This window comes from Rhodococcus kronopolitis, assembly GCF_042654025.1.
In the GTDB taxonomy this organism is placed as follows: Bacteria; Actinomycetota; Actinomycetes; order Mycobacteriales; family Mycobacteriaceae; genus Rhodococcus_G; species Rhodococcus_G kronopolitis.
Genome location: NZ_JBHSFO010000004.1, coordinates 105,302 through 118,414, shown reverse-complemented (window position 1 = coordinate 118,414; position 13,113 = coordinate 105,302). Strand labels below are relative to the sequence as shown.

Annotated in this window: 16 protein-coding genes and 1 pseudogene; 4 read left to right on the top strand and 13 right to left on the bottom strand. The window is 64.7% G+C overall.

Translation table 11 applies throughout. The features are described 5' to 3' along the window. Positions 1 to 127: 127 nt before the first annotated feature. Positions 128 to 637: a hypothetical protein gene (locus tag ACFO6S_RS09490; protein WP_378416327.1), complete on the bottom strand. Its 510-nt coding sequence runs from the start codon at positions 635 to 637 to the stop codon at positions 128 to 130. Between the two features lie 332 nt (positions 638 to 969). Here ACFO6S_RS09490 and ACFO6S_RS09485 point away from each other — a divergent pair, with 332 nt between their 5' ends. Further along, positions 970 to 1,233, top strand: a complete 264-nt coding sequence (locus ACFO6S_RS09485) for a hypothetical protein (protein ID WP_378416325.1) — start codon at positions 970 to 972, stop codon at positions 1,231 to 1,233. 602 nt (positions 1,234 to 1,835) lie between these two features. On the opposite strand, the gene ACFO6S_RS09480 is transcribed toward ACFO6S_RS09485, so the two are convergent. From ACFO6S_RS09480 to ACFO6S_RS09460, 5 genes are all read right to left on the bottom strand, one after another. Next, a complete protein-coding gene (locus ACFO6S_RS09480) occupies positions 1,836 to 1,991 on the bottom strand; it encodes a DUF6131 family protein (protein ID WP_378416323.1) in 156 nt (51 codons plus the stop codon). Positions 1,992 to 2,137: 146 nt separating this feature from the next. Further along, complete coding sequence (locus tag ACFO6S_RS09475; protein ID WP_378416321.1) at positions 2,138 to 2,335, bottom strand: CsbD family protein; 198 nt, start codon at positions 2,333 to 2,335, stop codon at positions 2,138 to 2,140. A 51-nt stretch (positions 2,336 to 2,386) separates the two neighbouring features. After that, positions 2,387 to 2,650, bottom strand: coding sequence for a GlsB/YeaQ/YmgE family stress response membrane protein (locus ACFO6S_RS09470; RefSeq protein ID WP_378416319.1), 264 nt, complete (start codon positions 2,648 to 2,650; stop codon positions 2,387 to 2,389). A gap of 361 nt (positions 2,651 to 3,011) precedes the next feature. After that, the gene (locus ACFO6S_RS09465; protein ID WP_378416317.1) at positions 3,012 to 3,557 is read right to left on the bottom strand and encodes a Dps family protein; all 546 of its coding nucleotides are present in this window, start codon (positions 3,555 to 3,557) and stop codon (positions 3,012 to 3,014) included. A gap of 103 nt (positions 3,558 to 3,660) precedes the next feature. Further along, entirely contained in the window at positions 3,661 to 3,783 is a 123-nt protein-coding gene (locus tag ACFO6S_RS09460) for a hypothetical protein (RefSeq protein WP_378416316.1), read from the bottom strand. 681 nt (positions 3,784 to 4,464) lie between these two features. Here ACFO6S_RS09460 and ACFO6S_RS09455 point away from each other — a divergent pair. Next, positions 4,465 to 4,767: a MerR family transcriptional regulator gene (locus ACFO6S_RS09455; protein ID WP_378416314.1), complete on the top strand. Its 303-nt coding sequence runs from the start codon at positions 4,465 to 4,467 to the stop codon at positions 4,765 to 4,767. On the opposite strand, the gene ACFO6S_RS09450 is transcribed toward ACFO6S_RS09455, so the two are convergent. Then, entirely contained in the window at positions 4,758 to 5,168 is a 411-nt protein-coding gene (locus ACFO6S_RS09450) for a hypothetical protein (RefSeq protein ID WP_378416312.1), read from the bottom strand. The two genes, ACFO6S_RS09455 and ACFO6S_RS09450, sit on opposite strands and share 10 nt — an antisense overlap. 716 nt (positions 5,169 to 5,884) lie before the next feature. On the opposite strand from ACFO6S_RS09450, the gene ACFO6S_RS09445 reads away from it, so the two are divergent. After that, entirely contained in the window at positions 5,885 to 6,139 is a 255-nt protein-coding gene (locus ACFO6S_RS09445; protein ID WP_378416310.1) for a hypothetical protein, read from the top strand. Positions 6,140 to 6,334: 195 nt separating this feature from the next. Here the strand turns inward: ACFO6S_RS09445 and dnaB are convergent, their stop codons facing one another. The 5 genes from dnaB to rpsF form a co-directional block, all read right to left on the bottom strand. After that, positions 6,335 to 7,726: a replicative DNA helicase gene (gene dnaB, locus ACFO6S_RS09440; protein ID WP_378416309.1), complete on the bottom strand. Its 1,392-nt coding sequence runs from the start codon at positions 7,724 to 7,726 to the stop codon at positions 6,335 to 6,337. 575 nt (positions 7,727 to 8,301) lie between these two features. Continuing rightward, positions 8,302 to 8,757 carry a 50S ribosomal protein L9 gene (rplI, locus tag ACFO6S_RS09435; protein ID WP_378416307.1) on the bottom strand — a complete coding sequence of 152 codons (456 nt, stop codon included), beginning with the start codon at positions 8,755 to 8,757 and terminating at the stop codon, positions 8,302 to 8,304. Positions 8,758 to 8,770: 13 nt separating this feature from the next. Next, positions 8,771 to 9,013 (bottom strand): 30S ribosomal protein S18, encoded by a 243-nt coding sequence (gene rpsR / locus ACFO6S_RS09430; RefSeq protein WP_378416305.1) that lies wholly within the window; start codon positions 9,011 to 9,013, stop codon positions 8,771 to 8,773. A gap of 63 nt (positions 9,014 to 9,076) precedes the next feature. Beyond that, the gene (locus ACFO6S_RS09425) at positions 9,077 to 9,601 is read right to left on the bottom strand and encodes a single-stranded DNA-binding protein (protein WP_378416303.1); all 525 of its coding nucleotides are present in this window, start codon (positions 9,599 to 9,601) and stop codon (positions 9,077 to 9,079) included. A gap of 80 nt (positions 9,602 to 9,681) precedes the next feature. Continuing rightward, the gene (gene rpsF / locus ACFO6S_RS09420) at positions 9,682 to 9,969 is read right to left on the bottom strand and encodes a 30S ribosomal protein S6 (RefSeq protein ID WP_378416302.1); all 288 of its coding nucleotides are present in this window, start codon (positions 9,967 to 9,969) and stop codon (positions 9,682 to 9,684) included. A gap of 195 nt (positions 9,970 to 10,164) precedes the next feature. On the opposite strand from rpsF, the pseudogene ACFO6S_RS09415 reads away from it, so the two are divergent. After that, positions 10,165 to 11,475 (top strand): annotated as a pseudogene (locus tag ACFO6S_RS09415) (hypothetical protein); the annotation flags it as partial. 23 nt (positions 11,476 to 11,498) lie between these two features. On the opposite strand, the gene ACFO6S_RS09410 reads toward ACFO6S_RS09415, so the two are convergent. Next, positions 11,499 to 13,112: a glycosyltransferase family 87 protein gene (locus ACFO6S_RS09410; protein WP_378416301.1), complete on the bottom strand. Its 1,614-nt coding sequence runs from the start codon at positions 13,110 to 13,112 to the stop codon at positions 11,499 to 11,501. Position 13,113 lies beyond the last annotated feature (1 nt).

Here is a 13,113-nt window from a genome sequence, read left to right as displayed (position 1 = left end):
CCCGCCTGCACCCACAACCCGGAACCCGGACATCGACGCCATCGCGGTCCGTCGAGTTCGAGGTGGCGCCGGACCGTCACCGCGTCACCCGGGAGTCGCCCGATGCGACCGGTCCCGGCCGGGTGACTCAGCGCGATCCGAACTGAGCCTCAGCGGCCGAAGAGACAGCCGAAGAACCCACCCTGCCCGACGCGAGCGGCGCCCACTCGAGGTTCCACAGCTCCTCGACCGTGATCCCGGCGAGGCGGCAGACGAACTCCAGGTGCGTGTCCTCCGGGTCATCCTCGGTCTCGAACACCGCCTCGGCGTCGATCGGGGCGCCGAGGTCTTCGGCGACCTCGCGCTCGACGAGCACTCGGAGGCGGGGGTCGTCGCCGAACGACTGGACCACGTAGACGTCGCTCGTGCCACCGAGGGTGACGAGCACCGTTCCCGCGGGCGGCCCGGAGAGCTGCGGAAGCTGCTGGAGACCGAGACCGGGATCCACGAGCACCACATGAGCGCCGACCTGCGCGGCCGACGCGCCGGCCGCGGTGCTGCGGCTCGCGCCGTCGAAGTCGACGGTCGATTCGGCGTCAGCGCCGAAGGCCGAGAGGTCGGTGTTCGGCACGAAGCCCAGCATGAAGTTCATCGACATCGCGCCAGCCTAGCGACCGGGGACGGCGGTTCCCCGGGTCGAGAAGCCGCCGGGTTGGCGAGCGCCACTCGCCGTCGGCCCGCCCGTCCGCGCGCCTTGCGACCACGCGGTCACAATCCAGATCTGTGTGATCTGGATCCGCCCTCGAGTCGAACCGCGGACGCTTCTTCGGAGGCCGATTCCTACCGCACCGACGCGACGAATCAGTGAAGACCACCTGGTACCAACCCGCCGGATCCCGGTAACTCTGACCGGGGACAACAGCAACGGGATGCGGTGTGATCACTGGGACGTCGCTCGTCGTCGAAACAGCACTAGCGCAGAGGACAATCTTGAAGCGTTCAATCATCGTTGCATTGGCCGGCGCAACCATCGCCTTCGGCACCGTGGCATCGGCATCGGCCGCACCCGTCGACCTCGGAAACCCCGCCAGTGCCGCCGATTTCGGCAGCAAGGACTACTTCGAGGGGATTGACATGTCGAATCGCGATCCGCTCAACCAGTCGCTCGATTCCATCCCCCTGTGCAACGAAACAACGAATGCCTTCATCTGGCTGGCCCAGGCCATCAACACCGTCACCGGCAGCATCGACTGACACACTCCCACCAACCAGCGCCGGTGCCTTCGGTGTCGAGTACCGGTCCGCTCCACTCGCACCGCCCCAGAATCGCCGGTCATTGCTGCACGGTCTGGTGAGGCAGGTGCGAGTCGCACGATGCGCTCCGTCCAGGTATGGGCGGAGCGCATCGCCGTCAGGGGTCTCTACGGAATGGTGTCACTCGCGGCGATAGATGGCGGTGTTCTCGCCTGGTTCCTTCGGTACTGCCCGATGCCACCACCGCCGTACGTCATCACTCACTTCCAGCGGCAGCAAGCAATGTAGGTTCCGGATCGAGTTGTCCAGTCGGCCATCAACTTTCAAGACCTGCCACGGCAAATGTCCTAGAAATACCTGCTGCAGATGTCCTTCTCCGTAGGTCCTCGGGTACCCGGCATCCAAAGTTCACGCTCTCGGGCACCTGACCATCCATCGCTGCCGCCGCTTCACCCACATGAATCTGAGAGCGGACTATCGGATCGATCTTTCCGGTGCTCTTAGGGGATTGGTGACGCGCTGCCGGGTTCACCCGGTGGAACGGGCCGGCTCGACTGTGATCGGGCACGCCCACCAGGTGAACCCCAATCCTCGATGATGCATCAATACCAGACTTTTCGGCCACCCACTGCGCGTCCCATTGCTCCGAGGAGGGTGAGGATCGCACCCACGACCACTAGTATGACGCCGATTGTGGTCAGAACGCTGATTGCGGTGAAGTATCCGATCAACGCCAAAATTATGCCCAGGACAATCATGGTGAATACTCATCTCTTGTGCGTCGGAAATGCGCTTGATCTAGGGACTAGTAGCTACCACTAGGGTTTCTTCACTCACCGGACTCGACGGGAGGGTCGGTGCGGCGCGTGACCTGTCTGTACAAGACCTCTGCCGTTGGCGGACATCAGTTGGTGAACTTGTCCTTGATGTCGCTTGCCGCATCCGAGATGTCGTCGCCGACCTGCTTGGCCTTTCCCGCGACCTGATCCTTGGAGCCCTCCGTGGCCAGGTCGTCGTTGTCTGTCTTGTGACCGATCCTCTCTTTTACGTCTCCGATGATTTCTTCTGCCTTGTGCTTTGCCTTGTCGATGAAATCGGCCATGGTGATCGTGGTCCTTTCGGAAGGTGTGTGGTTCTTTGTTCGCGGTTCAGGTCAGCGTCGACCGATGACGGCTTTGACGAGGAAGAGCAAGATCGCTGCTCCGAGTAGACAAGTGAAGAAGCTGAAGATCAGGCCGCCGCCGTTGACGTCGACACCGAACAACTTGAGTAGGAATCCACCGATCAGACCGCCGATGATGCCGACGACGATGTTCAGCGCGATGCCCATGGAGGCATCGGTGTTCATGATCTTGCTGCCGATCCAGCCGGCGAGTCCGCCGATGACGATCCATCCGAGAATGCCTAGTCCGAGCACGGTGTGCCTCCTTGTGTGCTGAGCCCAAAACTCTTCAGTGCGAGGCGAAATCAATCGGCGGCTGCGTCAGGATGTGTATCGCTGACGATGGCCGCGCCTTGATGGTGTGCGAGCTGACGCGGTAGAGGTGACCGTGCCCCGGCGAACCGCCTTCCACCTGGGGCGGGTCGCATCCGATATCAGACGGAAGTGATGGCCGCAGCGCCAAGCAGCGTTCCCATCATGATCAACCCCACCGATAATCGTTGCTGCAGTATGAAGATTCGATGTTCACGTTGCGTCATGGTCAGAGTCTCCTCACATTTCGCAGGGGTGGCCGGGCCGGGCGCAAGCCGGACTCGGTGAATTCGGTCTTGTGATCTCAGCCTTGACGGGCCTTGCCGGCGGCACCGAGTTCGGTGGAAGTTCCCTCGTGGACGAGGCTTCCACCGGAATTCTCGAGGTGCGCTCGGACGAACCATTGGAACTTTTCCAACTGCGCCGTCTGGCCGATCAACATGTCTTCGGTGATCGGGTCTATCTTTCCGACGGAGTCGATCGCGGCACGGGAATCGGTGATCACACCGGTGTACACGAGGTCCAGTGCGGCGAGGTGTGCACGCGCGTCGTCACGCCCGACTGAGTAGTCGTCCCAGGTACGGTCTGCTTCGATGGCGCCGGCGGTCCCCTTCGGGGAGCTGCCGAGTGCGGCGATTCGTTCGGCGACGTCGTCCGCATATCCGCGAACCAAATCGACTTGGGGATCAAGCATTTCGTGTACCCCAATGAAGTTCGGGCCCACGACGTTCCAGTGAATGTGTTTGAGGGTCAGGTGTAGATCGTTGTATGCGCTCAGGCGTTCCTGCAGAACTGCGGCCACTCTCGCGCCGTCGTCGGTGCTCAGCCCCGGGACCGTGAACTCGGACATATATCTTCCTCTCGCTGGGATGCCGAACTGCGTACACGGTTGTGTGCGGCACTTGCGGCATCGTCACTCGGGTCGTATCTGTCGATTCAGTCGACGCGTCCGGTCAACTCACTTCTACGGGATCCCCGAACATGAGGGCGATCCGTCGCTTGATCTCGGGCGTGGTCAGGTTGGAGCTTTCAGTGTTGGCGCCGTCCTGGGCGGACGGGACGCTGATCGTCGTCATCTTGCTCCTCAGGTGAAGGGTGCGACACGAAGGAAATCGGGTGTACCGCTTCCTCCGGGCACCTCGGGTGCTGCAGCCGCGCAACGCCCGAATGTGCCTGCGCTTCCGAACGTACTCTCGTTTCGGGGCGCACTAAAATCTATACCCGCCAAGGTAGATAACTAGCAAGTCGGAAGCGCGAAAATTGGCGTAAAAGCGCTGGGCGAGCGAAGAATATTTAGCTCTGAGCTGCGGAGTTTGGGCGACACAAAGCCGTCGAAGACCGAGCCGACCAGCGGTCAGATGAAGCCTCGCCAAGGGGGAGGAAGACGACGCACATGGACTGTCGTTCGGTTCGTCGGCGGGGCATCGGCCCACGTCCCGTCCGTGAACCGCCCTGCCCGCCGGTCGCAGTCTCGGAGCGGTTGCCGGTGGAGGCCACGTCGAGGATCCGGCCGCCAGTGCGCTCCCCGAGTGGTGTGCGCCGCTTGCCTTGGGTCTAGGTGGACTGCAAAAGGATTCCCGACTTGATCAACTGTCCCCTGGGAGTGCGTAGATCCACCGACGCAAGGCACTGCCTGGACAGAACTGCGAGGTTGATAGCTGGTAGGCTTAGGGCGCCCGCATGAAATCTATGCCCCGCTGTTTAGATTTGATGCAGATTGATGTCAAGTACGCGCCGATCACGTCCAGGAGGCCACGGTGACGCTGGCGCCGCAGTCGCGCTCACTACGTGGCGTGTACGGGATCTCGGTGATGTCGGAACTCTCCGGAGTCGGCCCGCAGACATTGAGGCTCTACGAGCGACGAGGTCTGTTGACGCCGACCCGCACCAGTGGTGGAACCCGCCGGTACAGCGAATCGGATCTGGCGACGCTCGGTCGTATCACCGCGCTGATCGAGGACGGGGTGAACTTGACCGGCGTGCGGTTGATTCTCGCGCTCGAGGCGGAGAACGCGGCGCTAGCGGCGCAGATCAATCAGTCGATCGACGGTCAGCCCTGAGTTTGGGGTCCGTGTGCATCAGCTGAGTTCGATGCATCGGAACGGCTGATATCCCCGAAGTCTGCATCTGCAACGATCATTTTTCCGTCGGCCTCGAGGTGTTCGAGGGCGGAATCGAACGCGTCGATGAGCCATTGGTGCGTCGCTTCGGCGAGGAGTCGGTCAGACAAGCCGTCGACGGTGGTCTGGTAGAAGCGAACCAACCATGAGTCGCTGGTGCCGGGTTCGTCCGACAAACCTTGCTGTGTGTTGGTGGCAAGAACATAGCGGTTGTACTCCAGGTCGACACGGATGGCGTAGCTGTCGGCGGCGTTTACGATGTTCGCGGGGCGATGGGTAACCGCTGCCAACGCGACCAACGCGTCGTTGTATATCTCCGAGTACTTCACCGTGAGGGGCATGGCCGGCCAATCTGTTCGACGTTGCCGATACAGCACTGCACGGCTGGAGAAGATGGTCCGTCGTCACTACGTGACGACGATCTGAAACCGATTCTATCCCGGTGAACCGCCCAGTGAGCCCGAGACCTACTGGCTCGAGGACTCAGCCACCGAGTGAGGTCGGTGATCACGACTGTGGAGTACCTCGAGATCGGCCCGCGACAGAGGTGACAGGGGCGACAGATTTCCGATATCTCAACGACGCACCTGAGCCGAACTTCGCTGTTCAGCGGGCCCATTCGTGCTGGTACCCCCGCAGACCGCCCAGCCGGCAAAGTCGAGCAGATGGACCATGCGCACAACATCGTTGCCGTAAGCATCACCAATCGCAGACATCGAACTGGATCGCACGTGCCAGCAACCTGGAACTCATCCAGATCTATGTGATCTGGATCCGTCCTCGAGTGGAACCGCGGACGGTTTTCGGAGGCCGATTCCCTATCGGCTGAGCCGCATTGACCCGATTCGGCGCATCATCGACCCGATCGCGCCGCGATTGCATCCAGACCGAGCCGGGGAGCTGCCGACTCCCGCACCAACGCGACGAATCAGCAAAGAAGCCCGGGTACCAACCCGCCGGATCCCGGTAACTCTCACCGGGGACAACAGCAACGGGATGCGGTGTGATCACTGGGACGTCGCTCGGCGTCGAAACAGCACTAGCGCAGAGGACAATCTTGAAGCGTTCAATCATCGTTGCATTGGCCGGCGCAACCATCGCCTTCGGCACCGTGGCTTCGGCATCTGCCGCGCCCATCGACGTCGGAAACCCCTCCAGTGCCGCCGATTTCGGCAGCAAGGACAACTTCGAGGGGGTTGACATGTCGAATCGCAATCCGGCCCAACAGTGGTTCGATTCCATCCCGCTGTCCCACGAAGCGCTGAATGCCTTCGTCTGGCTAGTCAACAGCGCCACCGGCAGCCTCCACTGACACACTCCCACCAACCAGTGCCGGCGTCTTCGGTGTCGAGTATCGGTCCGCTCAACTCGCACTGCCTCAGAATCGACGGGCATCGAGGCACTGCCTGATGAGGCAGGTGCGAGTCGCACGATGCGCTCCGTCCAGGTATGGGTGGAGCGCACCGTCGTCAGGGGTATCTACGGAATGGTCACACCACTACTTCTACTAGCCCCGCGCCATGTCCACGAACCGCGAGTAGTGAAGCTGGTGTGCGACAGTGATTGTCGCGGTGGGACCACCACGGTGCTTGCCGAGAATGATGTCCGCCTCGCCGCCACGCGGGTCGTCCCGCTCGAAGGCGTCGGGCCGGTGCAGGAGCATGACCATATCGGCGTCCTGCTCGAGGGAACCGGACTCACGGAGGTCAGAGACCATGGGGCGCTTGTCCGTTCGCTGCTCCGGACCACGGTTGAGCTGACAGATTGCGACCACCGGCACCTCGAGCTCCTTCGCCAGCAGCTTGAGGCTTCGCGAGAACTCCGAGACCTCCTGCTGACGGGATTCGACCTTCTTGCCGGAGGTCATCAGCTGGAGGTAATCGAGGACGATCAGCTTGATGTCGTGCTTCTGCTTGAGCCGTCGGGCCTTCGCCCGGATCTCCATCATGGTCAGGTTGGGGGAGTCGTCGATGAACATCGGCGCCTCGCTGATCTCGCTCATCCGCCGAGCCAGCTTCGTCCAGTCCTCGTCGGTCATCTTGCCCGACTTCATGTCCGACAGCTTGATCTTCGCCTCGGCAGAGAGCAGTCGCATGACGATCTCGGTCTTGCCCATCTCGAGGGAGAAGATGACGCTGGGCATGCCGTGCTTGATCGAGCAGGACCGCATGAAGTCCATGCCGATCGTCGACTTGCCGACACCCGGCCGCGCCGCGACGATGATCATCTGCCCGGGGTGCAGCCCGTTGGTGATCTCGTCGAGCTCGGTGAACCCGGTCGGCACGCCCAGCGAGATGCCGCCGCGGGTGGCGATGGAGTCGATCTCGTCCATCGTCGGCTGCAGCAGCTCCTCGAGCGGCACGAAGTCGTCGGCGGTGCGGCGCTCGGTGACCTCGTAGACCTCGGCCTGGGCCCGGTCCACCACCTCGGCCACGTCCTGGCCCTCGGAGCCGGCGTAGCCGAACTGCACGATGCGGGTGCCGGCCTCGACCAGGCGACGCAGGATCGACTTCTCCGCGACGATCTCCGCGTAGAAACCGGCGTTGGCCGCCGTCGGCACGGTCTGGGTGAGCGTCACCAGGTACGGCGCGCCACCGACCTTGCGCAGCTCCCCCCGGCGCTCCAGCTCCGCCGAGACGGTCACGGGGTCGGCAGGCTCACCGCGGGAGTACAGGTCCAGGATCGCGTCGTAGACGTTCTGGTGGGCGGGCCGGTAGAAGTCCCCGGGCCGGAGCTTCTCCAGGACGTCCGCGATGGCGTCCTTGCTCAGCAGCATGCCGCCGAGCACCGACATCTCGGCAGCCATGTCCTGAGGGGGCTGACGACCGAAGTCCTCGACGGGTGCCGGTTCCTGAGGCCCGGAGTAGTCCGAGTGTCCACGATCATCGACAACCGCCACGGCGATCAGTCCTCCCCACACAGTTCGGGCGCTGTCGGCAGTTGCCTCCTCGATCACCCGGTACGCAATAGATACGCGCACCCACCGACAGATGGTTCCCGCACCGGACCCGAGGGGTCCCGCACGGCCGTCGGCAGACGCGCCCGACCGAGGTTATGCACAGATGCCCCCGCGGACAACACGGACTGTGTACACAGCTGTGGATGAATTGTGGAATGCACAGGAAAGGGCTGTTGATGCTCTGGGGACAACCTGGGGACTACCAACATCACAACCGGCATACGACCAGGTGGTAGGCGGTTTTTTGATTCACAGCCCTGTGGATGGAAAGTCGCTCGGCGTGTCGGATGCGACGTCGGCCCGGGCGTGTTGGGTGGTTGAAACTTCTCACATGTGATTTGACACACAGTGACACTTCACACGAGCTGGACGCTTGTTTATGTCCCGGTCACAATCGCCTGGTCAGAGCCTCGAAGGAATCCACAGCTCATTCACAACCACAGGGTCACCGACAAACGAGGGCCCCGCAGACACCAGGTCTGCGGGGCCCTCGGTCGAGCGTGGTGGTGTCGCGACTAGCCGGCAACCACGTTCAGGGTGAACTTGGCAACGACGTCGGGGTGCAGGTTCACAACCACGGCGTGCTTGCCGGTCGCCTTGATGTGCGCCTTCGGCAGCTTGAGGCTGCGCTTGTCGACAACCGGACCACCGGCGGCCTTGACGGCACCGGCGACGTCCGCAACGGTGACCGAACCGAAGAGCTTGCCCGTGTCGCCGGCCGTCTTGACGGTCAGCGAAACGTTCTCCAGGCCCTCGATCTCGGCCTTGAGCTCCTTGGCGTGGTCGAGTCCGCGCACGGCGCGGGCTTCCTGCGCACGGCGGATGCCTTCGACCTGCTTCTCGGCGCCACGGGTGGCGACGATCGCAAGACCGCGGGGCAGCAGGTAGTTGCGGCCGTAACCGTCCTTGACCTCGACGGTGTCGCCGGGGACACCGAGGTTGTCCACGTCTGCAGTGAGGATCAGCTTCATGTCGTCCCTTTCCTTAGCGAGCCACAGTGGCGTAAGGCAGCAGAGCTACCTCGCGAGAGTTCTTGACGGCAACGGCCACGTCCCGCTGGTGCTGGACACAGTTGCCGGTGACACGACGCGCGCGGATCTTGCCGCGATCGCTGACGTACTTACGCAGCAACGTCGAGTCCTTGTAGTTGATCAGCGTGTTCTTCTCTTTACAGAACGCGCAGACCTTTTTCTTCATCACCTTGTCGCGCAACGGCGGCTTCGGCATTGGTCTTCTCCGTACTTCTCAATGTTCGTTCGCGTTCGTTGACCACGCTCGCGAAGAGCGGTGTCAGAACGGGGGTTCGTCGTTTCCACCACCGGAGCCACCGAACGAACCGGACGCCTGGGGCGCGCTGCCCCAGGGGTCGTCTCCGCCGGTGTTGGCGGCCGGGCGGCTAGCGCCCGAGCCACCCGAGGAGTTGAACCCGCCGCCGCCCCCGCCGCCGCCGCGATTGGCCTTGTTGACCTTCGCGGTGGCGTAACGGAGCGAGGGGCCGATCTCGTCGACCTCGAGTTCCACGACAGTGCGCTTCTCACCCTCACGGGTTTCGTAGGACCGCTGCTTGAGCCGTCCGCTCACGATCACCCGAGAACCGCGAGTCAGGGACTCGGCCACGTTCTCTGCTGCCTCGCGCCAGATGTTGCAGCGCAGGAACAGTGCCTCGCCGTCCTTCCATTCATTGGAATTCCGGTCGAAGGTGCGGGGCGTCGATGCGACGGTGAAGTTCGCAACGGCCGCTCCCGCGGGGGTGAATCGAAGCTCGGGATCGGCCGTCAAGTTTCCGATGACGGTGATCACGGTGTCGCCTGCCATGTGGCTCCTCCTGCAGTGTGTGGAATCTGACTTGTGCCGAGCCTAGGACCGAAGTCCGACAGGTTCGGCGCATTCAGACATCACTTGTTGGGGCGCAGAACCTTGGTGCGGAGCACCGACTCGTTCAGGCCGAGCTGGCGATCCAGCTCTGCAACAGTGGCCGGCGTGCAGCTGATGTCGACAACCGCGTAGATGCCTTCGCTGTTCTTGGCGATCTCGTAGGCGAGACGACGCTTTCCCCAGACGTCGACCTTGTCGACCTTGCCGCCTTCCTGGCGAACAACATTGAGGAACGTATCCAGCGACGGAGCGACGGTGCGCTCGTCCAGGCTGGGGTCAAGGATGACCATCAATTCGTAATGACGCATAAGACCTCATCACCTCCTATGGACTAGTGAAACGGCCACGGACGATCCGTGACAGGAGGGTCGTTGCGTCAGCAACCTTTGCAGGTTACACGCCCAGCCCCTGACCTGCGAAATTCCGGGTTTGTGTCGGACCGTCGCGAACCGCCGGAGCCGGTACGCCACCGGCGCGCACACCCGGCACCTACGCTGACGGGCATGGGGAGTCGAGGCCGGGCCGTCGCGACGCCGACGGTGGTCACGATCGCCCTGACCTGCCTGGTCACCCTGCTGCTCGGGTACCTGAACAAGGCCCGGTGCGCGGGCGCACCGTTCGGCGCGGACGGCCGCAGCCTGGTCTTCGACCGGATCAAGAACAGCAGCGTCTGCTACTCCGACATCCAGTTCCTGTGGCTCGACCGTGGCATAGACCACCACGTGTTCCCGTACCTCGGGGGCGCCATCGTCGACGGCCGGCTCACCGGCGGCTCCGTCGAGTACCCGGTCCTGACCGGGCTGCTGATGTGGCTCGGCGGCTTCGGTGCGCACACCGACTCCGCGTTCCTGCTGCACTCGGCGCTGCTCCTGCTGCCATTCGGCCTGGCGGTGGCGTGGATGCTCGGCCGGCTCGCGGGCTGGCCCGCACTGCTGTGGGCGGCGACGCCCCCGCTGGCGCTCTACGCCTTCCACAACTGGGAACTGCCGGTGGTCGCGGCCGCCACGGCGGCCGTCTTCGTGGTCGTCTACTACGAGCGGATCCCGTTGCGCACCAGGGGAATCGGCGCGGCAGTCCTGCTCGGAGTGGGGCTGTGCCTGAAGATCTACCCCGGCGCGTTCGTGCTGCCGCTGATCGCCTACGTCTACACCGGCGGGCTCGGCGGCCGCGAACTTCCGGGCACCGTGGCCGGCCGCCGCGACCCGAAGGGGGCGCTGCTGGTGGCCGCGGCGGCGGTCGGGACGGTGGTCGCGGTGAACCTGCCCTTCGCCCTGGCCGGCTACTCGGGGTGGCTGGCGTCGTTCACGTTCCAGTCGTCCCGCGAGGCGGACGTGACCACCAACTCGATCTGGTACTGGGGGATCCGGCCGCTGTTCGACGCCCCGGACGGCCCGGACAGCGCGTACGCACGGCTGGTCGACGTGGCGTCCCCGACGCTGGTCCTGGCGTCGTTCGCGCTCGCGCTGTGGCTGGGACAGCGCCGGTACCGGCGCGAGGGCAGCTACCCGTGGATCGCGGTCAGCGCCGCAATGCTCTGCGGCTTCGTCGACCTGCACAAGGTGCACTCACCCCAGTACACGCTGTGGCTGATCCCGTTCCTGGTGCTGCTGCGGGTGCCCTGGACCGTGGTCGGCGCCTACCTCGTCGCGGACCTGGCCGTCGGGATCGGGGTGTTCCGCTACTTCGGCGCCCTGCTCGCCGGGACCGACGCGGCCACCCCGGAACTCGTGGTGCAGGCCGGGGTGTGGGGACGTGCGGTGCTGCTGGTGGCGCTGTTCTTCCTGTTCCTGCGCGCACCGCTGCGCCGGGAACCGCACCCGAGCCCGGCGGACCGGGGTCAGCCGGCGGTGACCGGCACCGGCGCCTGTGACCACGCCACCGGTCGGTGCCGCGGGCGCAGCCACCCGGGCAGCCACAGCGGGGGAGCGTCCGCCGCGCCGTCGAGCACCCCACCCGCCGGGTCGTCCACCCCGCCGCGACGCACCAGGTCCGTCTCCGGCCGGTAGATCTGCCGAATCACCAGGGCGCACAACGCCAGCACCGCGAGATCCCGGAGCACGACGGTGGCGGTGAACCACTGCTCGGGCAGGCCCTTGTTGTCGACCCCGAGGTAGTAGTACATCCGCGGAACCCAGACCAGGGCGTCGATCGCCATCCACGCCAACAGAATTCGCCGGTGCGGCAGTGCCAGCACGGCCAGCGGGACCAACCACAGCGAGTACTGCGGGCTCCACACCTTGTTGGTCAGCAGGAAGCCCGCCACCAGCAGGAAGCACAGCTGCGCGACCCGGGGCCGACGCGCCGCCGTCAGTCCGACGTACCCGATGCCCAGGCACACCCCGACGAAGAGCAGCAGCGAAATCGCGTTCAGGTTGGTCGGGGCCTCGCCCCGCGCCAGCGGACCGTCGAACCCGCCCCAGCCGGTGAACGAGGTGACCACGTTGTAGAGCGAGTCGGGGTCCGCGCCGCGCTCGGAGTTGAGTCGGAAGAACTCCCGCCAGCCGTCCGGGAACAGCAGTGCGATGGGCAGATTGACCGCCAACCAGGCCACGGCTGCGGCGATCGCGGCGCGCCACCAGAAGCCGAACCGGCCGGCGCGCAGGCACAGCACCAGCAGCGGACCCAGCAGCAGCAGCGGGTACAGCTTGGCCGCGCCGCCCAGTCCGAGCAGGACCCCGGCCAGCACCGGACGCCGCCGCGCCCAGGCGAGCAGACCACCGCCCGCGAACGCCGTCGCCAGGGGATCGAAGTTGGTGAAGGCGTGCACCACGACCAGCGGCGAGACCGCCACCAGCGCGGCATCCCAGACGCGGCGGCCGGCGAGCAGCACCGTCGACCACACCGTCACCAGCCAGGCCAGCGACAGTCCGAACGCGACCACGTTGAAGTACAGCACCACCTGCAGGGCGCCGGGCAGCCACGACACCGAGTCCCACGCCTTGGCCACCGTCATGGCCCCGTACTGGTAGAGCCCGGACAGCACCGGGTACTCCATGTACCGCGGGGTGACCGACCCGTCGGCGTGGGTGTCCTCCCACGACTTCTTGTAGGGGAACGCGCCCTCGTTCAGTCGCTCCGCGCCGTAGAGCGGCACGGTGTCCGAGTAGCACAGCGCCGCGTACTGACGGCTGCCGCTCCAGTCCAGGCCGAGCGCGCCGTCCGGTCCGTTGGGTGCCTGCTGCAGGCACGCGGCCTTCGTCGACCAGCCGAGCGCCAGGAACACCACCGCCAGCAGCAGGATCACCCGCAGCGGTGTGAGGAACCGGCTCCGGCCGACCAGCGCGTGCCGGCCGACCGGGCCCCCGATGACCCCGCTGAGCTGCGCGGTCAGCGGATCCGTGTGCCCGGGCAGGTCTCGCCCGGACACCGACCGGACGTCGGGCGCCAGCGGCACCGGTGACACCGGCGCCGCGTCGTCCACGGCGGTCTGTCCCTCTGAGTCGTCGGCCACT